The sequence below is a fragment of the Paraburkholderia sp. 40 genome, assembly GCF_050434105.1.
In the GTDB taxonomy this organism is placed as follows: Bacteria; Pseudomonadota; Gammaproteobacteria; order Burkholderiales; family Burkholderiaceae; genus Paraburkholderia; species Paraburkholderia tuberum.
In genome coordinates, this window is sequence record NZ_JBNPVY010000004.1 from 1,890,839 (window position 1) to 1,912,904 (window position 22,066).

The 22,066-nt window shown below is 66.2% G+C and carries 17 protein-coding genes and 1 pseudogene; 13 read left to right on the forward strand and 5 right to left on the reverse strand.

The genetic code is table 11. The annotated features are described in order from the left end of the window. The first annotated feature begins 168 nt into the window (after positions 1 to 168). The 3 genes and pseudogenes from panS to fumC all read left to right on the forward strand — a co-directional run bounded on the left by panS (position 169) and on the right by fumC (position 4,394). Complete coding sequence (gene panS, locus OKW28_RS30415) at positions 169 to 1,128, forward strand: ketopantoate/pantoate/pantothenate transporter PanS (protein WP_429451086.1); 960 nt, start codon at positions 169 to 171, stop codon at positions 1,126 to 1,128. A gap of 250 nt (positions 1,129 to 1,378) precedes the next feature. Further along, the gene (locus tag OKW28_RS30420; RefSeq protein ID WP_429454503.1) at positions 1,379 to 2,980 is read left to right on the forward strand and encodes a phospholipase D family protein; all 1,602 of its coding nucleotides are present in this window, start codon (positions 1,379 to 1,381) and stop codon (positions 2,978 to 2,980) included. 15 nt (positions 2,981 to 2,995) lie between these two features. Beyond that, positions 2,996 to 4,394 (forward strand): annotated as a pseudogene (gene fumC, locus OKW28_RS30425) (class II fumarate hydratase). A 13-nt stretch (positions 4,395 to 4,407) separates the two neighbouring features. Here fumC and OKW28_RS30430 read toward each other — a convergent pair. Together OKW28_RS30430 and OKW28_RS30435 are read right to left on the reverse strand one after the other, a co-directional pair. Continuing rightward, positions 4,408 to 4,914, reverse strand: a complete 507-nt coding sequence (locus OKW28_RS30430; protein WP_429451087.1) for an acyl-CoA thioesterase — start codon at positions 4,912 to 4,914, stop codon at positions 4,408 to 4,410. 118 nt (positions 4,915 to 5,032) lie between these two features. Then, a complete protein-coding gene (locus OKW28_RS30435; RefSeq protein ID WP_167368602.1) occupies positions 5,033 to 5,173 on the reverse strand; it encodes a hypothetical protein in 141 nt (46 codons plus the stop codon). Between the two features lie 209 nt (positions 5,174 to 5,382). Here OKW28_RS30435 and OKW28_RS30440 point away from each other — a divergent pair, with 209 nt between their 5' ends. After that, positions 5,383 to 6,096, forward strand: coding sequence for an ArsR/SmtB family transcription factor (locus OKW28_RS30440; protein ID WP_429451089.1), 714 nt, complete (start codon positions 5,383 to 5,385; stop codon positions 6,094 to 6,096). A gap of 149 nt (positions 6,097 to 6,245) precedes the next feature. Further along, complete coding sequence (locus OKW28_RS30445; RefSeq protein ID WP_429451091.1) at positions 6,246 to 8,852, forward strand: DUF6600 domain-containing protein; 2,607 nt, start codon at positions 6,246 to 6,248, stop codon at positions 8,850 to 8,852. 108 nt (positions 8,853 to 8,960) lie between these two features. Here the strand turns inward: OKW28_RS30445 and ltrA are convergent, their stop codons facing one another. From ltrA to OKW28_RS30460, 3 genes are all read right to left on the reverse strand, one after another. After that, positions 8,961 to 10,331 carry a group II intron reverse transcriptase/maturase gene (gene ltrA / locus OKW28_RS30450; protein ID WP_429451092.1) on the reverse strand — a complete coding sequence of 457 codons (1,371 nt, stop codon included), beginning with the start codon at positions 10,329 to 10,331 and terminating at the stop codon, positions 8,961 to 8,963. A 488-nt stretch (positions 10,332 to 10,819) separates the two neighbouring features. Then, positions 10,820 to 11,791 (reverse strand): thymidylate synthase, encoded by a 972-nt coding sequence (locus OKW28_RS30455; protein ID WP_429451093.1) that lies wholly within the window; start codon positions 11,789 to 11,791, stop codon positions 10,820 to 10,822. Positions 11,792 to 12,127: 336 nt separating this feature from the next. Then, a complete protein-coding gene (locus tag OKW28_RS30460) occupies positions 12,128 to 13,522 on the reverse strand; it encodes a sigma 54-interacting transcriptional regulator (RefSeq protein WP_429451095.1) in 1,395 nt (464 codons plus the stop codon). A gap of 533 nt (positions 13,523 to 14,055) precedes the next feature. Here OKW28_RS30460 and OKW28_RS30465 point away from each other — a divergent pair. From OKW28_RS30465 to OKW28_RS30500, 8 genes are all read left to right on the forward strand, one after another. Further along, on the forward strand, positions 14,056 to 14,532 hold the full coding sequence (locus tag OKW28_RS30465) for a hypothetical protein (protein ID WP_429451097.1): 477 nt from the start codon (positions 14,056 to 14,058) through the stop codon (positions 14,530 to 14,532). A gap of 119 nt (positions 14,533 to 14,651) precedes the next feature. Then, complete coding sequence (locus OKW28_RS30470; RefSeq protein ID WP_429451098.1) at positions 14,652 to 15,203, forward strand: hypothetical protein; 552 nt, start codon at positions 14,652 to 14,654, stop codon at positions 15,201 to 15,203. Continuing rightward, positions 15,200 to 15,868: a hypothetical protein gene (locus OKW28_RS30475; RefSeq protein ID WP_429451100.1), complete on the forward strand. Its 669-nt coding sequence runs from the start codon at positions 15,200 to 15,202 to the stop codon at positions 15,866 to 15,868. Before OKW28_RS30470 ends, OKW28_RS30475 begins: the two co-directional genes overlap by 4 nt. Before the next feature lie 25 nt (positions 15,869 to 15,893). Then, a complete protein-coding gene (locus OKW28_RS30480; RefSeq protein WP_429451102.1) occupies positions 15,894 to 17,285 on the forward strand; it encodes a hypothetical protein in 1,392 nt (463 codons plus the stop codon). 105 nt (positions 17,286 to 17,390) lie between these two features. Next, on the forward strand, positions 17,391 to 18,104 hold the full coding sequence (locus OKW28_RS30485; RefSeq protein WP_429451103.1) for a C39 family peptidase: 714 nt from the start codon (positions 17,391 to 17,393) through the stop codon (positions 18,102 to 18,104). Between the two features lie 7 nt (positions 18,105 to 18,111). After that, a complete protein-coding gene (locus OKW28_RS30490) occupies positions 18,112 to 18,921 on the forward strand; it encodes a peptidase C39 (RefSeq protein WP_429451104.1) in 810 nt (269 codons plus the stop codon). Positions 18,922 to 19,014: 93 nt separating this feature from the next. Continuing rightward, positions 19,015 to 20,466, forward strand: coding sequence for a hypothetical protein (locus OKW28_RS30495; protein WP_429451105.1), 1,452 nt, complete (start codon positions 19,015 to 19,017; stop codon positions 20,464 to 20,466). Between the two features lie 24 nt (positions 20,467 to 20,490). After that, positions 20,491 to 22,050 carry a sigma 54-interacting transcriptional regulator gene (locus tag OKW28_RS30500; RefSeq protein ID WP_429451107.1) on the forward strand — a complete coding sequence of 520 codons (1,560 nt, stop codon included), beginning with the start codon at positions 20,491 to 20,493 and terminating at the stop codon, positions 22,048 to 22,050. The last annotated feature ends 16 nt before the right edge of the window (positions 22,051 to 22,066 follow it).

A 22,066-nucleotide genomic window follows, 5' to 3' on the forward strand; every position in this document is an offset into this window, starting at 1 on the left:
GTCGCGAGCGGCTGCAATTGGCCGCCCGTTCTTGCCGCGCTTTCGCCACGGCGCTCGCCGTAGCCGCTTCACCCGCATTGGCGCGGCAAACGCCGCAACGCCAGCCGACACCCGGCCGCGCCGCAGCCCCGCTTTCCCGCGATACAACATAACCAAGGACCACCCGCCATGCTTGCCCGCGTCACCCGCCTGTTCCCGCTCTGGGCCGTGCTCGTCTCGGTCGCCGCGTACCTGTCGCCGACCTCGTTTTCCGGCGTTGCGCCGCACGTCACCACGCTCCTCACGATCATCATGCTGGCGATGGGCGTCACGCTGTCGGCCGGCGATTTCCTGCGCGTGTTTTCGCGGCCCGCGCCGGTGATCGCCGGCATCGTGCTGCACTACCTCGTGATGCCGCTCGCCGCGTGGGTCATCGCCAAGGCGCTGCGCATGCCGCCCGACCTGACCGCCGGCATGGTGCTGGTCGGCAGCGTCGCCAGCGGCACCGCATCGAACGTGATGATTTATCTCGCGCGCGGCGACGTCGCGCTGTCAGTGACGATCAGCGCGCTGTCGACGCTCGTCGGCGTGTTCGCGACCCCGCTGCTCACGCGCCTTTACGTCGACGCGTCGATCGTCGTCGACGTGCACGGCATGCTGACGAGCATCCTGCAGATAGTCGCGCTGCCGATCGTCGTCGGTCTCGTCGTCAATCATCTGTTCGGCAAGCTCGTGCGCAAGATCGAACCGATCCTGCCGCTCGTGTCGATGGTCGCGATCGTGCTGATCATCGGCGCGGTGGTGGGCGGCACGCAGAAGAGCATCGCGTCGGTGGGCCTCGTCGTGATGGTCGGCGTCATCCTGCACAACGGCATCGGCCTGCTCGGCGGCTACTGGGGCGGCCGTCTGCTCGGTTTCGACGAAGCCGTCTGCCGTACGCTCGCGATCGAAGTGGGCATGCAGAACTCCGGTCTCGCCGCGACGCTCGGCAAGCTCTACTTCACGCCGCTGGCCGCGCTGCCGGGTGCGCTGTTCTCGGTCTGGCACAACCTGTCGGGCTCGCTGCTCGCGGGAGTGTGGGCGGGTCGCCCGGCGAAAGGCTCGACCCATCCCGACGGCGAGCGCGCGCTGCACGCCGGGCGCGTCTGATAGAGCGTCGGCGCGCCGCGGTTCGCATCGGGTGATGGATCACCGAATCGCGGCGCCCTCCCGACCGACGCGCGGCACTCTGCTGCGTTTGCAGACGAACGACGAACACGCGCCCCAATTCCCTTAGAATGGTTTTCTCGACAGCGTGCGCAGGCCTTCGCTGTCGCCACGCGAAAAGCTTGCAAAACAAGGGGAAAACAGCGTGCAGGGCCAATTCGAACAACATCGGCGGGCCGCGCGCCGCCACGCGATAGTCAGCACGACGAGGCAATTTTTCCTGCTCTGTTGCGCGGCGGCATTTGTGGCCGCCTGCGCGACGAAGCCGCCCGCCACCGCGTTCAACCGCCAGCTCACGCACGCACTCCCCGCCACCGCGGAAACGCCGCTGCGCGAAGCGCTCGCGCCGTTCGAGGCGAAGCATCCGGAGCAGTCGGGCTTTCGCGTGCTGGCGAACGGCACCGACGCGTTGCAGATGCGCATCGCGCTCGCGCGCGCGGCGACCAAAACCCTCGACATGCAGTACTACATTGCCAACGAGGACACTACCGGCAAGCTGCTGCTCGGCGCCGCGCTGTATGCGGCCGATCACGGCGTGCGCGTGCGCATGCTGGTCGACGATCTGAACTTCAAGGACATCGACCGCATCATGGCGGGGCTGAACTCGCACGACAACATCGAGATTCGCGTCTTCAATCCGTTCGGCAGCGCCCAGCAAGGCATGTTCGAGCGCACCACGAACGTGTTCACGCAGATCGGCCACTTCACGCGCCGCATGCACAACAAGGCGATGATCGCGGACAACCAGCTCGCGATCGTCGGCGGGCGCAATCTTGGCGACGAGTACTTCAGCGCCAGCGAAACGCTGCAGTTCCGCGACATGGACGTGCTCGCGGCGGGCCCGATCGTCGCCGACGTCTCAGCGAGTTTTGACGACTACTGGAACAGCGACCTCGCCCATCCGCTGCCCGCGCTGAACAAGCAGAAATTCGACCAGAAAGAACTCGACCAGACGCGCGACGACCTGCGCCACCACTGGCGCACCAATGCCGATCCGTACAACGCGAAACCGCTGAACGCGACGCCGCTCGCCGCGCAGATTACGAGCGAGCAGCTCGGCCTCACGTGGGCGGGTGCGGAATTCAGGGCGGACCTGCCGGAGAAGATCGCGCATCCGTCGCCGGACTACGTGAGCCCGCCGCTCGCGCGGCTGCGCGAACTGATGCGCGACGCGCAGCACGACTTCCTGATCGTGTCGCCCTACTTCGTGCCGCACGCGTCGGGCGTGCAGGCGGCCGGCGAGCTCACGCGCCGCGGCATCCGCATCGCAGTGCTGACCAACTCGCTCGCGGCTACCGACGCGGTCGCCGTGCAGGCCGGCTACAGCCCGTTCCGGGTGCCGCTGCTAAAGGCAGGCGTCGAACTGTACGAATTCAGGTCATACCAGGACGCGCCGAACGTGGGGCTGGTCGGCTCGCGTTCGCGCGCGAGTTTGCATGCGAAGACTTATGTGATTGACCACCAGATTCTCGTCATCGGCTCGATGAACCTCGACCCGCGCTCGGCCAATCTGAACACCGAGCTCGCACTCGTGATCCACAGCCCCGAACTCGCGAATCAGGTCGCCAGCATCTTCGAGCGTGCCATCCAGTCCGATCACAGCTACCACGTGACGCTCGCCGACGCGGCCCAGCTCGCCTATCTGCGCTCGATCGGCGCGCCCCTGTCGCCGCTCGTCTGGACCGACGTCGAGGACGGCCAGACACGCACCTACATTTTCGATCCGCAGGCCGGTTTTTACCGGAATGCGCTAACGGGTCTATTCTCGTTATTGCCTGTCAACTCGGGACTTTGAGAAGCGGAGTCAACCATGACTGAAGACGTACGGATGGAGCGCGACACGTTCGGCGAAATCGCGGTGCCGAACGCCCGCCTGTGGGGCGCGCAGACGCAGCGCTCGCTGCAGAACTTCAAGATTTCGACGGAAAAGCAGTCGCCCGAGCTGATCACCGCGCTCGCGGTGATCAAGCGCGCGGCCGCCGAGGTCAACCTCGGCCTCGGTGTGCTCGACGAGCAGAAGGCCCGCGCGATCATCCAGGCGGCCGACGAGATCATCGACGGCAAGCATCCGGACGAATTTCCGCTGGCGGTCTGGCAGACCGGCTCGGGCACGCAGACCAACATGAACCTGAACGAGGTGATCGCCAACCGCGCGAGCGAGCTGCTCGGCGGCGAGCGCGGCGAAGCGCGCAAGGTGCATCCGAACGATGACGTGAATCGCGGGCAGTCGTCGAACGACGTGTTTCCGACCGCGATGCACGTGGCTGCCGCGGATGTCATCGTCAAGCATCTGCTGCCCGCGCTGAAGACGTTGCGCGACACGCTCGACGGCAAGGCGAAAGCGTTCACCGACGTCGTCAAGATCGGCCGCACGCACCTGCAGGACGCGACGCCGCTCACGCTCGGCCAGGAATTCTCGGGCTATGTTGCGCAGCTCGAGCACGGCATCCGGCACGTCGAGTCGGCGTTGCCGCATCTGTACGAGCTTGCGCAGGGGCGGCACCGCGGTCGGCACGGGACTGAACGCGCATCCAAAGTTCGCCGACGGCGTCGCCGCCGCGATCGGCAAGCTGACCGGTCTGCCGTTCGTGTCGGCGCCGAACAAGTTCGAGGTGATGGCAGCCGCCGACGCGCTGGTATTCGCGCACGGCGCGCTCAAAACGGTGGCAGCGAGCCTGAACAAGATCGCCAACGACATCCGCTGGCTCGCGAGCGGCCCACGCTGCGGTCTCGGCGAGCTGTCGATCCCCGAAAACGAGCCGGGCAGCTCGATCATGCCGGGCAAGGTCAATCCGACCCAGTCCGAAGCGTTGACGATGCTGTGCGCGCAGGTGTTCGGCAACGATGTCGCCGTGAACATCGGCGGCGCGAGCGGCAACTTCGAGCTCAACGTGTTCCGTCCGATGATCGCGCACAACGTGCTGCAGTCGGTGCGCCTGCTCGCCGACGGCGCGCACAGCTTCAACGACAACTGCGCGGCCGGCATCGAGCCGAATCATGAGCGCATCGATACCTTGCTTAACGAATCGCTGATGCTGGTGACGGCGCTCAATCCGCACATCGGCTACGACAAGGCCGCGCAGATCGCGAAGAAGGCGCATAAGGAAGGCACGACGCTGAAGGCGTCGGCGCTGGCGCTCGGCTATGTCACCGAGCAGCAGTTCGACGAGTGGGTGCGACCGAAGGATATGGTCGGACGCACCGCATGATGATGCGCTGCGCTTAGATCTTTCCCTGCGCGACTTCTTCCGGCTTCAGCTCGACGATCGCGTCGAGCGCTTCCTTCACGTCCATCGCGTACCTGGCGAGGCGTTTCTGCTCCTCGGTCTCTGGCAGGAAGGCGGCCACCGGCACCGGATGGCCGTTCTCGTTGACGGCGACCATTACGACGAGACAGTCGGTGGTCTGCAGCAGTTCGCCGCCTTTCGGGTCGCCCGCGTGCACCGACACGTGGATGTGCATGCTAGTGCGGCCCGTCGCGACGACGCGCGCGCGCAGCTCGACCAGATTGCCGACGAGGATCGGGCGACGGAAACGGATATTGCCGACGCTGACCGTCACGCAATAGCGCCCAGACCATACCGCCGCGCATGCGTAGGCGGTTTCGTCGATCCACTTCATCAGCGCGCCGCCATGCACCTTGCCGCCGAAGTTGACCGAGGTCGGCTCGGCGAGAAAGCGGAAGGTGGTTTCCGAACGGTCCAGCGGTGCGGTGGGAACAGTGCTCATCTTGACTCCGGTCAATCGGATGCATTGAAAGGAGGCGATTATACGAGCGCAATATTGCGCGCGGCGCGGCGTCGATTGGGGACGCGGCGCGAAGCGCGCCGATGGGCCGACTGTGGGCCTAGTTGTGGACGCTGATCCCTGTGTCGACGGTGCCGTACATGTTGATGCTGCCGCTACCGGCAGACCCCGAGCCGGCTCCGCCCCCCGCGCAGGCGCTGGACAGCAGAACCGCCGCGGCGACGGCGAGAAGAGTTTTCATCACATCGATTTCCTGCAAGGACAGGCTTCGATTCTAGCCTGGTGGCCCGCGACGACGCGCAAACGCGGGCGAGCCGGACACGTCCGTCGCATTGATTGTTCACGCGAAGCTGAAACATCGAATACCCGATGCGCGTAGAGTAGGAATCGTGGCGGCGGGCTTTGCGATTGGACCGCGTTGCCCTGTGCCGCCCATTCAGGAGACGCGCCATGACCGCCCCCCTCTTAGACGACCAGAACCACTTCCCCGGCCTGAGCCGCATCGGCGCGCTACTCGCCGATCCCGGCCGCGCTGCGATGCTGTGGGCGTTAATGGACGGCAGCGCCCGCCCAGCCGGCGAACTGACGATGATCGCGGGGCTGTCGCCATCGGCGGCGAGCGCCCATCTCGGACGGCTCACCGACGGCGGGCTGCTCGCGCTCGAAGTGCGCGGCCGGCATCGCTATTTCCGTATCGCGTCGGCGGACATCGCCGCATCGATCGAAGCACTCGCCAACGTCGCGCAGGTCAGCGCGCCACTGCGCTCCGTGCCGCGTCCGGCACGCACCGTGCCGCTAGAAATGCGCTACGCGCGCACCTGTTACGACCACATGGCAGGCGAGCTGTCGGTGCGCATGTTCGAGCGCATGCTCGAGCGCGGACTGCTGACGCAAGACGGCGCATCGCTCGAAGCGACCGCGCAGGGCGTCGCCCGCTTCGCCGACTGGGGCATCGATATGGCCGCGCAGAAGACCCGACGGCGGCGCTTCGCTTGCACCTGCCTCGACTGGAGCATGCGCCGACCGCATCTGGGCGGCGCGCTCGGCGCGGCGTTGCTCGATGCGTGGTCGGCGCATGGCTGGGTCGAGCGGACCGAGCGGCCGCGCGTGCTGCGCGTCACGCCGGCCGGCCATCAACAATTCGATGCGTTTCTGGCCGGATAGACCGTTCACCTGCCGGCGGCCCGACGTGGCGAGACCTTTTGTTACACGCCAGCGAATCCACCTTACAAATGAGCGGGTCTTGAAACATAGGCGGCAGGTACAGTGACTGAAGGGACCCGGCCCAGTGCCACGTCCGTCGGAGATCAGTCATGACACACGCCAAGCAGCCCGTGCAGCATGCCGGGATCCAACGCCGGATGAGCGGCTATACGCTGATCGCGGCCGCCGTCGTCGCGCTCGCGGCGCAGAGCGCCCTGGCGCAGCAAGCAACACCCACGCCACAGGCCGCGACGGCCGTCGGGCCGGGCGGCGATCCGTCGGGCGTCGATCCGCCGGGGCGCATCGCGCGTCTGAACTACACGGCCGGCGCCGTGACCACCGAGCCCGCCGGCGCGACCGACTGGTCGTACGCGCAGATCAACCGGCCACTGACGACCGGCGACCAGCTATGGAACGACCAGAACGCACGCTCCGAGCTGCACATCGGCTCGACCGCGGTGCGCCTCGGCCAGAACACGAGCCTCGACGTGCTCAATCTCGACGACACGACCGCACAACTGAAAGTCGCGCAAGGCACGCTATCGACGCGCGTGCGCGAGTTCGCGCCGGGCTCGTCGTATGAAATCGACACGCCGAACCTTGCGCTCGGCGTAAATGGTCCCGGCGACTACCGCGTCGACGTCGCGCCGGACGGCAGCAGTACGACCGTCACCGTGCGCAGCGGCAGCGCGATCGCGTACGGCGACGGCAGCCAGATGCCGGTCGCGGCGGGTCAGCAGATCCGCTTTGCCGGCACCAGCCTGCAGCAAGTCGCCGACAACCGCGCCCCCGCAGCCGACGAGCTCGACCAGTGGGCCGCCAGCCGCGACGCCAGCGAAGACCGCTCGCTGTCGGCGCGCTATGTGTCGCGCGACATCCCCGGCTACGAGGACCTCGATGCCAACGGCACATGGCGCGAGACGCCGCAGTACGGCGAAGTGTGGGTGCCGAACGCGACGCCGGCCGGCTGGGCGCCGTATCACGACGGCCACTGGGTCTGGCAGGCGCCGTGGGGCTGGACCTGGGTCGACGACCAACCTTGGGGCTTCGCGCCGTACCACTACGGCCGCTGGGCCGAGGTCGACGGCACGTGGGCCTGGGTGCCAGGTCCGCTCGAAGCGGACGCGGCGCCGGTCTATGCGCCGGCGCTGGTCGCATTCGTCGGCGACGACGACGGCGGCGTCGACTGGGGTGTGAACCTGGCGGTCGGCGGCGTCGTCGCGGCGGGCGTCGCGTGGTTTCCGCTCGGGCCGGGGGAGCGGTGGCATCCGCATTGGGGCGATCACGACCGCTGGAGCGCTGGGTACTACAACCGCGTGAACCGCACGACGATGGTCAACGACTACCGCCGCAACGTGAACATCCACAACACATACGTGAACTATCGCGTGCCGGGCGGTGTGACAGCCGTGCCGGCGACAGCGTTCGTGCACGGCCAGCCAGTCCGACGCTTTTCGCAGAAGGTCGATCCGGCGCAGTGGCGCAACGCGCGGATCAACCCGGGCGCACCGGGGATCGCGCCGGTGCGCGAAAGCTTCGGGTCGGATCTCCGGCGCGCGAACTACCGGCCACCGGCGAGCGTCGTCGGCCGGCCGGTCGTCGCGACTCGCAATCCCGTCATGCCGGCCGCTTATCACGACGAACTCGCGCAGCGCTTCGCGCAAAGCGGCGGTCGGGTGCCCGGCGGCGGCCAGCCGGTCGTGCGCACCGCGGTGCCGGCGCATATGACCGGCGCACCGAGCGCGCTGCCGATGGCGAACGTGCGGGTCGTGCAATCGCATGTGCCGGGACGTCCGCCGGGGATGGCGGCGGGTGCGCCTGGCGCGCCTGGCGCCCCCAGCGCAATGGGCGGTAACGGCCCGCATGGCGTCGAGCAGGCTGGCCAGCGGCCCGCCGAAGCCGGCGTCGTGGGGCCGCATGGCGAAGCGCCGCAAGCGCGTCCGGGCATGCCGCCGCAGATGGTCGGCAACCCGCGTCCGCCGCAGTCTGGCGAGAGCGGGCTCGCGGGCAATATGGGCCATCCGTCGAATGGTGTGCCGCGGCCGCCGCAAGCAGCCGGTGGGAATTCATCCAACACGGCGGCGTACACACGGCAGCGCGGCGCGCCGCAGGAATGGAGCGCGGTCGGCAGATCTCAGCCGGCATGGACGCAGCCGCATACCCCGATGGCGCAGCAGGCAACGCGCATGGCGCAACCGGGCGGCCCGCAACAGCCGAGCTTCGCGCAACAGGCCGGTGCGCCCCATCCGCCGGACAACCCGGCCGCGCAGCAACAGGCGCGTGTGCCAAACTGGCATCCGCCTGTGACGCAACAGGCGCCGCACGCCGTCCCGCCGCAGCAATCGCGTCCCGAACCACAAATGCAGCAGGCGCAACAGCCGCGTGTCGAAGCGCGTCCGCAGCCGATGCCGCAAGCCCCTCGACCCGAACCGCAGATCCAGCAGGCGCAACAGCCGCGTGTCGAACCGCGTCCGCAGCCGATGCCGCAAGCCCCTCGGCCCGAACCGCAGTTCCAGCAGGCGCAGCAGCCGCATTTCGAACCGCGTCCACAGCCGATGCCGCAAGCCCGGCCCGAGCCGCGTCCGCAGATGCAGCAGCCACGCCCGGAACCGCGGCCCCAGCAGGTGCAGCAGCCACGTCCGCAACCCCAGCCGCAACCGCAACATGCCGAGCAGCACCAGGGCGGCGGCAATCGCGACGAGCATCACAAGAGCTGAGCAGGACGCCTGCCGTCGCGGCAATCGGCATAGGGGGCAGCCTGAGGCTGCGCCCCTGCCACACCACCCGGCATGCGGGTCCGCACCGGGCGGTTCGGGAAGTTGAGGTTAGGAGAGTCGGGGCACACCCAGCTGATCGAAGTAAGTGATGGTCAGCACGCTGTTGAGGAGCTTGCCGCTGTTGCACCACCAGCGGCGACTGTTCGCCGCCACCTGTTGTGCCACAGAGCATGACGCGCCCAGCGCGCGCAGTTCCCGGTAGATGGTTGAGCCACGGCGCCAATGCTTAAGCTGGATGGCGCGTAGTCGGTGGCGCAGCCACTCATCCAGCTCACGCCAGACTCTGGGGGTTTGCGCCAACCGGAAGTATGCCCTCCTCCAGCCCTGCACATAAGTCCGCAACCGTGCCACCACGTCCTTCATGCTGCGCCCGCCAGATCGGCGGGTCAGTTCACGAATGCGGTGCCTGAACGCCAGCAGCGGTTTGGCCGCCACCTTGCGCTTGACCACACCGCCTGGAGCCACCCATAAGCTGTAACCCAGGAACTTGCGACCGAACACACTCGCGACCGCACTTTTGGTCTCGTTGACCTTCAGGCGCAATCGCCCATACAGACGTCGCAGCAGCACCATTACCCGTTCGCCCGCGCGGCGGCTACGAACATACACGTTCGCATCGTCGGCGTAGCGCGCAAAGCAGTGGCCCCGCCGCTCCAGTTCCTTGTCCACCTCATCCAGCAACACGTTGGCCAGCAGCGGCGATAGCGGCCCGCCTTGCGGCGTGCCCTGGGCTCGCTGCTGAACCACTCCATCATCCATGATGCCGCTGTTCAGATACGCCCTGATCAGCCGGATTACACCAGCGTCTCCAATGCGTTTCTGTAGGCGGTCGATCAGGATGTCGTGGTTGACCCGGTCGAAGAACTTCTCCAGGTCAACGTCCACCACGATTCGCCGGCCTGACTGCACGTACGACTGCGCGGCAAGCACCGCATCGTGTGCACGCCGTCCGGGCCGGAAGCCGTAGCTATGCTCGCTGAAGGTGGGATCCAGAACCGGCTGCAGCACCTGCAGCAGAGCCTGCTGGATCAACCGGTCCGTTACCGTCGGGATACCAGGCTCGCGCTCGCCTCCGTCCGGCTTCGGAATCGTCACCCGCCGTACCGGGCTGGGCCGGTACGTCCCCTTCAGCAGTTGTTCACGAATCGCTGGCCACGCCGTCACCAGATGGCGCGCAGTCTGGTCAACGCCCAGACCATCCACCCCAGCGGCTCCTTTGTTGGCCCGCACCCGTTTGAACGCCCGCTTCAGGTTCTCTCTCGTCAACGCCGCTTCCAGCAACGCTGACCCTGTGCTCCCGGGTTCATGCCGCGGGCAGCCGGCTTCGTCGCTCACAGGTACATGCGCAGCTTCACCACGCGCTGCTCCCGCTCGCCCCGTTTGCACGGGCATCTGACGCATTGCCTGCCGCATCGGCATATCCCTGAACACTCCTTCCCGTTCGGTCCTTCGTCACCAGCTTCAGCCTTGCCGACCTGTCCTGTGACTACTACGACCTCGGCTGACTTCCCGCTCCGGTTCGACACCGTTGCCCTTTCAGGCATGAGGCGAGATCTCCCCAGGTAAGAACGCACTCCTTCACCGCACAACCGCCGGATTTACGGCACCAATCCTTGACCACAAGAGCTTCGCAGATTCGTGCCCGCTCGCCCTGATCGGTGCCGCCTCATATCCGGTTCTTGTCCATCGGCTCACGGCTTTGCTCCACGCTTCCTCCCCACGCTCGGTCACCCTTACGCAGTTGCGCTTCACTTCATTCGCTGTGGTCAGCTTATGGGAGGACTTGCACCTCCAGGAGTGCGCCCATGCTGGGCGCACACAAAAAAGCCCCGCGATGCAAACCATCGCGGGGCTTTTGTTATTCGACGACGACGAGGGCGAGCGCTACCGCCCCGCTCCCACCGGCATCAGATCGCCATCGGCGCCGTCAGCGGCTCGTGATGCCGATAGCCGACCAGAGAGAAATCCGCAGGCTCGATCGTCTCGAGCCATTCCGGCTCGTACATGCCGGTCTTCGCGTAGTCGGGCACGCAATCGGAAATCGCGAGCCGCGGACTCTCGTACGGTTCGCGCTCAAGCTGCTGGTGCAGCATATCGAGCTGATTCTCGTAGATATGCGCATCGCCGATGAAATAGCTGAACCAGCGCGGCGTATAGCCCGTCAGTCGTCCGACCAGATGCAGCAGCGCCGCGCCTTCGGTCAGATTGAAGGGCGTGCCAAGCCCGACGTCGTTGCTGCGGATATACAGGCACAGCGAAATTTCGCGGCGCGTAACGTTCGGCAGAAACTGGTACAGCAGATGGCAAGCCGGTAGAGCGATCTGGTCGAGCACGGCTGGGTTCCAGGCATGGAACAGAATGCGTCGATCGGCGGGGTTCTGCATGATCGTGTCGAGACACTGGCGCAGCTGGTCGATCGCCTTGTAAAGCAGCACCTTCGAGCGGCCTTCTTCGTCGAACTGCGTGATCACTCGAAAACCGCGCGCCTGCGCGTCAGCGAGTTGCGCACTCGCGCTGGCGTCGAGCACCTTGTAGGCCGGCCACTTGCGCCATTGCACGCCGTAGACATCACCGAGATCATCCGGGCCCTCGCGATACGGATTGGCGAGCCACTGCGCGTTCTGATTCGCGTTCCCGTCCCACACCTTGCAGCCGAGCTCGCGGAAATCCGCGGCGCTGCGCGAAGCACGCAGAAAGCCGACCAACTCGCCGATCGCCGACTTGAACGCGAGCTTCTTCGTCGTGACCGCTGGAAAGCCTTGTTGCAGATCGAAGCGCAGCATCGCGCCGGGCATGCTGATGGTGCGGATGCCGGTGCGGTTTTCCTGCCACGTGCCGGTGTCGAGAATCGTACGGACGAGGTCCAGGTATTGTTTCATGCAGTTTCCTTCGGCGCGGCGCGAACCCGATCAGGCGCGCACACGGAATTGAGCAAAACCCGATTCTAACAAGCGCGACCGCACGCCGCCGTGGCATGGCGCGCCGCATGGGGAATATCGAGGGAAATATCAGACGGAAAGGAAAACACCGCGGTACGCGATATACGGGCGGCAAACACGTGCATGCAAAAGTGCTTCGACGCGACGCTTGCCGGCTGGCGTCGCTGCGCCCGGAAGGCACAGTCAATCCGTCCGAACCGGCACAGCCCGAGACCCAGGCGACGCGCCAGACCTTCACATGCCACGTCGCCAGTCTCGCCGCTCGCCCGCCGCCGCCTACAGATGCTGCACCGACGCCGGCAAATCGCCGTGCGGCGGCGCCATCGGCTCACCTTCCATATGACGCATGCCGTGCGAGCACAGCAGCCGGTACAGCGTTACTCGCGAGATGCCAAGTTCCTGCGCCGCGTCTCCGAGCCGCCCGCGATGCCGCAGCAACGCAAGCTCGATCGCCTGACGCTCGGCCGCTTCGCGCGCCTGCGCGAGCGACACCGGCACGATCTCGACGTATTCGGCAAGTTCGAGGTCGCGCGCGGTGATCGCGCGCCCCTCCGACATCACGATCGCGCGCCGCACCCGATTGATCAGTTCGCGAACGTTGCCGGGCCAGCCGTAGTTATGCAGCGCGGCGATCGCGTCGGGCGCGAAGCCACGCAGGCGGCGGCTCGCATCCTTCTTGAAACGTTCGAGCATGTGCCGCGCGAGCAGTTCGATGTCCTTGCCGCGCGCGCGCAGCGGCGGCTCGTCGATCTGCAGCACGCAGAGGCGGTGATAGAGGTCGGAACGGAAGCGCCCTTCGATCATCGCCGCGGTCATGTCCACGTGCGTGGCCGAAATGATGCGCACGTCGACGTCGATCGCGCCATGGCCGCCGAGCCGCTCGACCTTGCGCTCCTGCAGGAAGCGCAACAGGCTCGCCTGGCTTTCGAGCGGCAGATCACCGATTTCGTCGAGAAACAGCGTGCCGCCGTTGGCCGCCTCGACCCGGCCGATCTTGCGCTGGTTCGCGCCGGTGAACGCACCGCGCTCATAGCCGAACAGCTCCGATTGCAGAAGATGCGGCGGGATCGCACCGCAATTGATCGGCACGAACGGCGCGTTGCGCCGCGCCGAGCGTTCATGAATGGCGACTGCCGTCAGCTCCTTGCCGGTACCCGATTCGCCGGAGATGAACACCGGCGCGTCGGTCATCGCGACCTTGCGGATCGAGCGGAACAGCGCGAGCATCGCGTCGCACGAGCCGACCATCTCGCCCTCGGCGCCTTGCGAGCCGTCGTGCGACGCCGTTTCGCTCAGCGAGATCATGCCGTACGCATGACCGACCGAGTCGACGATACGGTCGCCCGAAGACGGCACCGTCACGTAATCGAAACAGTAGTCGCGCACGAGCCGGCGCAACGCGGCGTCCTGGAGTTGGCCAGGCGTAGTGGCAGCGACCCAGCCGACGTTCGGCATGGTCAAACAGGATTCAAAAGCGGCGATTTCGTGCGGCTGGAAATCACTGGACAGATCGAGCAGGCCGCCAGCAGCCGAGCCGGTGCGCACTGCCCGGCGCGCATCGCGCGCCGATCCCACGACTTCGACATGCCAGCCACGCTGCATAAAACGCGTATTCAGTTCCGCGCTCGGGTCACGCGAAACGTAAATCAGTTGCCGCGTTGCGGGTTCCATTATTCAGATCCTCTCGTCAACGAACGTTAAGGACGACGCATGCACCTGAAATTGCGGTTCAGACACGCTGACTCGTCCAGGATTCGCGAATCGCAAAACCCGAACGGCCATTCCATTCCGTGCGGACAGCTGATCCCCAAGAAAGCGGCGTGTGTGTTCGAGACGGCCCGATATGGGCCTTTTTTTAAATGTGCAGCTGTTTTCGAGAGCTTACTATACGCGCGCCGCTTCGAAAACAATTATGCGAATTTAATCGATGGACCCGTTGCCCATCAAGGCTTGGCGGCCGATCGCGATTTATTCAGCCGACAAATAAAACATTAGTGGAAGCGCTTTTCGTTCTCGCGACAGTATTTCGTACCTCGCGGATTAACGAATTATAGGTATTTTCTGCTGATCCGTTTCAGGGCTGCAACGTTTTTTCCCGATTTGGAACGCATTAGTCTGTTTGTGCTGGTTGGCGCCAGACGTATCAATGGATTGCGAGCGATGGCACACGTTTCGCTAATTGGCGTGCACCAGGGAGACACATCATGCGACTCGCATTGCGCATCGATCTGATAAGGCGCCGCGCACCATACTTCGCGATCTGCGCAGCTCTCGCGTTCAGCGCCCTGCCGGCGAGTGCCGGCACTCCGACAGCGCAAGCCGGCCCGGCGCGATTCGCCACGCTGACGGATTCCAGCGATGCCGCCGACCCCGCCTCCGCCAGCCTGCAAGCCACCACGCCGGTTGCCGCGGAGGACGACAGCCAGGTTGCCGCCAATCCGTCGACCCCGGCTGCCGATGCTGCATCCATGAACGATATTTCGCTCGATGACCAGATGCTGTCACGGCAACGCGGCGGCGCGGTCGGCATGTTGATGGTCGCCGCGACGCCCCGGTTGATGCAAAGCGGCGGCAACCAGGTGACGTTGTGGGACGAGATCGCGCCACCCTCGCCGCTGCCGGTGCCCGTCGATGCCGCGCGCGCGGCCCAGGGCAACGTCGCGACATACCAGCGCAAGTAAGCAGGACGAAGCAACGAACAGACGGCAAATAACCAGGCAATGCAGGACCGGTGGCCGCGCGAGCGGTGACGCGCCCCACGACGGCGGGACACAGGCAACAAGAGAGAAGGGACCGGGACATGAGTACGAACCAACAGACGCCGCACGCCCTCGGGCTGCCGGCGGCGTCGTTCAGCAACGCTCCCGTCTTGCCGCGCGCCGCTTCGGCCGGCACCGCCCTTCTCGCCAGCGTCTTCGTCACCGCCTGCTTCGCAAGCCATGCCTATGCCGAGCAGGTCGCCAATCCGGGCGACTTCGTCGTCGAGCGCAGCGTCACGCCGCGTGACGCGTTCGTCCCCGTGCCGCGCGACCAGGACCCGGTCGCCGTGCGCGCCACCACGTTCCCGGCCAACTCGTTCGATCCGACGATCGCGACGCTCGTCGGCGACACCGATCTGACGAACGCGCACGGCTCGAACGGCGTCGCCGCCGGCGGCGTACTCGGCGGCACCGGCATGCAGGCCGTCACGCAGATCCTCTCCGGCAAGGCGACCGGCAACACGATCCCGCTGAACCCGGGCGGCATCGGCGGACCGGCGACGGGTGTCGGTGGCACGATCGGCTCGTCGGTGACTGGCGCGCTCGCGCCGCTATCGAACGTGCTCGGCGGTGCGCTCGGAGGTCTGAAATGAGCACACGCCAGCGACCCTCGCCGCGCTCGCTGCAAATCGCTGCGGCACGCCCGGCCCTGCGCGTCTGCGCGTGCCTGTGCATGGGCGTCGCTGCGTTCGTCGCCGGCGCGGCTCATGCGCAGGCGCAAGCGGTGCCCATCGTCGGCGCCATCGCGACGATCGGCCCCGGCGCGGGCATGGGCGCGACGGGCGCGATCACGGTCAACGAAACGGCTGGCCTCGACAACGCGCAGGCCAACCAGATCACGGTGACGAACGGCGCCGCGCTCGGCAATGCGAACGCGAGCGTGCAAAGCGCGTCGGTGGCCGCGAACGTGCCGCGCGCACAGGCGTCGATCGAAGCCAATGCGTTTTCGAACACATCCGGCGCGGTGCTGGTGAACCAGTCGGCCGGAGCAGGGAATCTGCAGCGCAACAGCACCCAGATCGGGACTGCGGCGCTCGGAGTCGAGACCGTCTCGGATGGGGAGCTATCCGCGACGGCCCCGAAAAACGGCAGTCCGGGGCAGTCCAACGCGATTCACGGCGTGCACGAGGCAAGCATTTCCTGCGATGCCTTGCGCAACGCGAACGGAATCGTGCAGATCAACCAGGCAGCCGGCGCCGGTAATGCCACGGCAAACAGTTTTGTGCTCCGTCCCCCGGCGGGCACTTTTTTTAACTGACCACACTTAAGTATCGGAGCGAATCATGAAGCGCACTCTTATTGCCACGGCCGTTCTCGTTGCCGCATCCGGCAGCGTGCTTGCCGCGCCGCAGAAGGCCTACCTGTTCAATACGACGGTCGTCGGCGAGATGGTCGGCGTCGAAGGTCTGGTCGGACTGTTTGGCTGCGTGCATGTCTCCAGCACGGCTAACGCGGTGATCAACAACAATCAGACCGTCAACGTGAATGCGACGCTCGATCCGCAGGCTCAGACCTACACCAGCGGCAACGTGACCACGACCCTGAACAACAGCAGAACGTCGGTCAGAGGCGGCGGCTCGGCATTCGCGTTCACGACGCAAAACCATACGTCGTCGAGCTCGGGCTCGCAGGGCTTCGAAGCCTCCGGCGGCTATGCGTACGGCAGCCAGAGCGCGAGCGTCACGAGCGGCGGCTATGAAACCAGCCAGCAGGTAGCCGGCATCGCGGGCAGCTTCTCTCACACAAGTCAGAACTCGGGCGGCCATCTGTCGGCCGGCGGCTCGATCGACGGCAGCTACAGCTATCAGGACCACAACACGTTCTCGCACGGCAGCGGCTCGTTCAGCGCCCGCGGCGGCCTGCAGGCCGGTTATCGCGAATCGAGCTACGCGAACTCGTCGGGCGTCGCCGGCGGCTTCGAAGCGAGCGAAGCGTCCGGGCAAAGCCGTTCGTGGGGCTTCAGGGCGAGCGAAGGCTCCGGCTATGCGATGGTCGGCGAGCAATCGTCGGGCTACTCGCGCAGCCGCTCGTCGTCGAGCGACTCGTATGGCGCCGCATGGGGCATCGACACAGGCATGTCGACGACCGACGTGACGACGCGCGGCTCGATCACGCAGCACATCAACAACGAAGCGGCCGCCACGCTGAATGCAACCACCGGCACCAACGCAGCCAGCAACGTGTCGGGCAACCTTGGCATCAACATCGCGGAAGGCATCGACAACGCGCAGAGCAACGACGTGTCGCTCGCCTCGGTCGACGTCGGCAACGTGTTCGGCAACGCGCAGGACTTCAACGTGCAGTCCTCGGGCGGCAGCGCAACGATCCACAACTTCAATCTGAACGCGTCGATCGGCAACGGGTCGCTGTCGGGTGTGACGGGCAACGTCGGTGTGAACATCGCTTCCGGTATCGGCAACGCGCAGGACAACGCGCTTGCCGGCGCCGTGACGACGACCTCGCCGGGCAAGGCGCTGACCACCGCGATGGATGCGACGGACGACAACTCGCAATCCGCGACGATGACCGTCCACGGGCAATTCCAGGGCACCGCGACTCTGGGTGCCGATACGCTGAAAGGCGCCTCCGGAAACATCGGCGTGAACATCGCCGGCGGCGCGGGTAACTTGCAGCACAACGGCCTCGCCATCGCGGCGCTGAACAGCGGCAAGTAAGCCGACGACGCGGCGAGCGCGGGCAGGCAGAAGAAGCACAAAGCAGTCGGAAGGGCGCGCCGGCAGCCATAGAAGCTGCCGGCGCGGATCGGGCAGGAGACCAGCATGACCGGGTTCAAGGGGTTCCCGGCGCTACCGTTCGCCGTAGCGCTGGCAGGGTGCGTGCTGTGCGCGGATTACGCCGCCGCACAGTCGAGCATCGACACGTCCACGTTCGTCGGCGTGCCGTTGACGAAGACGGTCCGTTCGATGAAGGACCTGCGCTACAACCACATCGTCAATCAGCAATTCGATTACAGCTGCGGCGCGGCGGCGCTCGCCACCCTCCTCAAGTACGGCTACGGCATCGACATTCCGGAACCCGAACTGATTCGCCGGATGATGGTCTTTTCAACGCCCGAAGTCGTCGTCAAGAACGGCTTCTCGATGCTCGACATGAAGCACTTCGTCGAGACCATCGGACTGCGCGGCCGCGGCTTTCGCGTCAACGTCGAAGCGCTCCACCATCTTCAGATCCCGGTGATGGTCCTGATGAACATCGACGGCTATGAGCATTTCGTGATCGTCAAACATGCGCAGGACGGCCGCGTGTTCATCGCGGACCCGGCGCTCGGCAATCGCATCGTGCTCGAAGAGGACTTCGCGAAGACCTGGAACGGTCTCGTGTTCGCGGTCCTCGGCAAACCCTTCAGGGAGGATTCACCACTGTTGGTGGACAACGAGTCGCTCGCGCTGAAGCTGCGCGCCGCTGCGCTGGCAGCCGGCACCGCCGCGACTCCCTTTTTCGAGTACGGCTTGAACAAGGCAGACATGTTCTGATCCCGCCATGAAGTCACACTTCACACAGCTTGGGTTCGTGCTCTGCACCATCGCCTGCGGCGCAGGCGGCCTTGCCCACGCTTCGGAGGGCGCCGCCTCGCCACCGGCTCCCGAACTTTCGATACCGCCGGAGCCAGGCGCCGCGCCCCTGCGGGTGCAACTCGTCGGCGACGACGTGCTCGCGACCCAGACCGGCAAATACGCCGGCGCGACGATGATCTCCGGCTTCGTGCTGAACGTCATTTCGCAATGGCAGTTGCCCAACGGCGCGAGCGCGCTCGCCCAGGGATCGCTGAGCGCGGTGCAGAACGGCGGCGGCCAGCTCACCAGCTCCGTCAGCACGTTCGCCAGCGTGAGCGGCGGCGCGCACGGCCATCCAGGCGATTCGGGTGCCAACCCGAATGCCCAGGCGCGCGGCGGCCAGAGCGTCGGCGTCAATGGCGTGTCGCAGGTCACCCAGGTCGCGGGCGATCGCAACAGCGGCACGAACTCCACGCTAATCGACTTCAACAACAGCGCCTTGACGCTGACGGGCTCCGCCAACGCGCCGTCGGCATCGGCCAGCAATTCGACCGGCTCCATGAAAGCCGGCATTTCGTTCGGCAGCAACGGCGTGAACGTGGCGCTGCAGACACCCGCTGGGCTCGCCACCCAGACCATCGCGCCGAGCAACGGGCAGATCGCCCAGTTGCTGCAGATTGCAGGCAATAACCAGCAAGTCGCCAACGCCCTGCAACTGCATCTGCAAACCCAGCAGATGTCGGCTTCGATGCTTCGTCAGTTGGGCGTGCTACAGGCACTGCAAAACAGGAGATAACGAGGCGGGCCGCCACCGCCAGTTGCAGCACAAGCAGTAAAGAAACGGCCGCGCAGTCAGCACCGCGCGGCCGGATCACCGGGGGAGCAAAAAATGAAAAAAGTGACATCGACCAGGGCGCCGCGCATGGCTCTCGCGGCCATTCCGGCCGCCGTCATGCTGTGGGCTCTTTCTCAGTCGGCGAGCGCGCAGGCGCTCGCCGGTCAATCCGTGGAGGACCGTCTGAACACGCTGATGCGCGTCATCGACGAGCAGCAGCGGCAGATCCATTCGCTCGAACGGCAGGTCACCGAACTCGAGATGGCGCAGCGCGGACGCGGCGTGCCGGGCGCCGGCGCCCCCGCTGGCAGCGACACGGTGGCCGAGCAGCCCGGCGCCGACGGCCTGCCGGTGCCGCTGCCGCCGCTCGCGCAGATCGCGCCCGGCGCGCCCGCGCCGGCGGGCACCACCGGCACCGCGACCGGCGTGCCGGTCAATCCGCCGACGCCCGACGGCAGCAATGCAGGCAACGCCGGCGCCGGCGGCCTGCCCGCCGCCACCGACGGCAGCGGCGCGGTCGGCCGGACCCAGCGCGCGAACGAACCGGTGCGCACGCAGGCCGAGCAGGCGGTCGTGCAACGCGAGCATGCGCCGCTCTTCGACCACAAGCTGACGATGGACTTCGGCATCAGCGACACCTACTACGACCGTCGCCAGTTGCAGTTGTCGGGCTTCCTCGCGCTCGACGCGATTTTCCTCGGCAACATCAACCTCGGCCAGACCAAGTCGCACCAGGTGATGGCGGACCTCGACACGCGCTACGGCGTGTCCGACCGCATCAATGTCGACGTCGACGTGCCGTACGTGTATCGGCGCAGCACCTTCATCGTCGGCGGCGCGGGCGGCGCGGCGAGCACGCTGTCGGACGCGACGGTGTCGAGTCACGACATCGGCGACGTGAACTTCGGCATCTACTACCAGTTCGTCAGGGAAACCAATGCCTTGCCGGACGTGGTCGGCAGTCTGCGCGTGAAGGCGCCGACCGGCAGCTCGCCGTTCGGCGAAAAAGTCGTGCAGGTCGACGCGGACAACACCAACCTCGTCGTGCCGACCAGACTGCCGACCGGCACCGGCTTCTGGAACATCACGGCGGGTCTGTCGGTGCTGAAGACCTACGACCCGGTCGTGCTGTTCGGCAGCGTTTCCTATACCTACAACCTTGCGCGTTCGTTCGCGGACATCTCGTCGGTGCAGGGACAAACCGAACCGGCGACGGTCAAGCTCGGCGACATCGTGCAGTTCGGCGGAGGCGTCGCGCTCGCGTTCTCCGACAAGGATTCGGCCAGCGTGTCGTTCACGATGGCGCTCGAACCCGAGTCGCAGACCAAGTCGCCGGGCGGCAGCTATCAGAAGGTGCCGGGCAGCGAAACCACGGCCGCGGCGATGAATTTTGGCCTGAACCACGTCGTGAACAAGCATCTGACCATCAACGGCTCGGTATCGATCGGACTCACACCCGACGCGCCGAACTTTGTGGTCGGCATGCGCTTTCCGTACACCTTCTGACGTGCCAACGATACGAGGTCGAACGTGCGTGAATCACCTCATCTGAACAGCGTGGCTTCCGTCGCGGCAGCGGGATCGCATCTGTCGCTCGCGGTGCCGAAGCAGCGCGCCGCCGTGTCGTCCGCTGGGTCCGCGGCGGCGCCGGGCGTCGCCCCCCCGGCAAGCAACCAGGCCGGCGCCCCGGCGAGCGCCGCGGTGCGCGGCGTCGCGCGACAGCTGCTGTACGTCGCGCGCACGCCCGACGAAACGCTGATCGCGCATCTGAAAAGCCGCGGCTGGCAGGTCGCGGCGGCGCGCTCGGCGCACGAACTCGGGCGGCTCGTGAAACCTGACATCGCATGCGCGGGAATCGTCGATCTGGCGAGCTTCGCGCCGCGCGACATCGGCGGGCTCGAGGCGAGCCTGCGTCAGCAGCAGATCGGCTGGATCGCGCTTGCGACCAACGAGCGGCTCGACGATCCGCTCGTGCGACGCCTCGTGCGCCACTACTGCTTCGACTTCGTGAAGCTGCCCGTCGCGCACGCGACGATCGACTATCTGGCCGGCCACGCGTTCGGCATGGTCGCGCTGTGCGACCCGGAACTTCCGCCGCCCGTCAGCGAAGCGGGCGACGAGGAAATGGTCGGCACCTGCGAGGCGATGCAACAGCTTTTTCGCACGATCCGCAAGGTCGCGAACACCGACGCGAGCGTGTTCATCGCGGGCGAATCGGGCACTGGCAAGGAGCTGACCGCGCTCGCAATCCACGAGCGCTCGCCGCGCCGCAAGGCGCCTTTCACGCCGATCAACTGCGGCGCGATCCCGCATCATCTTCTTCAATCCGAACTGTTCGGCTACGAGCGCGGCGCCTTTACCGGCGCGAATCAGCGCAAGATCGGCCGCGTCGAGGCGGCAGACGGCGGCACGCTGTTTCTCGACGAGATCGGCGATCTGCCGCTCGAAAGCCAGGCGAGCCTGCTGCGCTTTCTGCAGGAAGGCAAGATCGAGCGGCTCGGCGGACGCGAATCGATTCCGGTCGACGTGCGCATCATCTCGGCGACCCACGTCGATCTCGACGGCGCGATGCGCGAGGGCCAGTTCCGTGCGGATCTGTTTCATCGCCTGTGCGTGCTACGCGTCGATGAGCCGCCGCTGCGCGCGCGGGGGCGGGACATCGAGATTCTCGCGTACCACATGCTGCACAAGTTCAAGACCGACAACGCGCGCAAGATTCGCGGCTTCACGCCGTCGGCGATCGAGGCGCTCTACAACTACAACTGGCCCGGCAACGTGCGCGAGCTGATCAACCGCGTGCGCCGCGCGATCGTGATGGCCGAGAACAAGCTGATCTCGGCCGACGACCTCGACCTCGCGGGCTACACCGAACAGGAAAGCATGACGCTCACGCAGGCGCGCGAGGCTGCCGAGAAGCGCGCGATCGAGGCCGCGCTGCTGCGCCATCGGCACCGGTTGAACGAGGCGGCGGTGGATCTGAACATTTCCCGCGTGACGCTGTATCGGCTGATGGGCGTGCACGGCTTGCGCGAACCGGGCAGCGCCGACGACAAGGGAGCGCTCCCCGCGGACGGGCCGGCGCGGGAGTGAGAGGCGGGTACGCGTC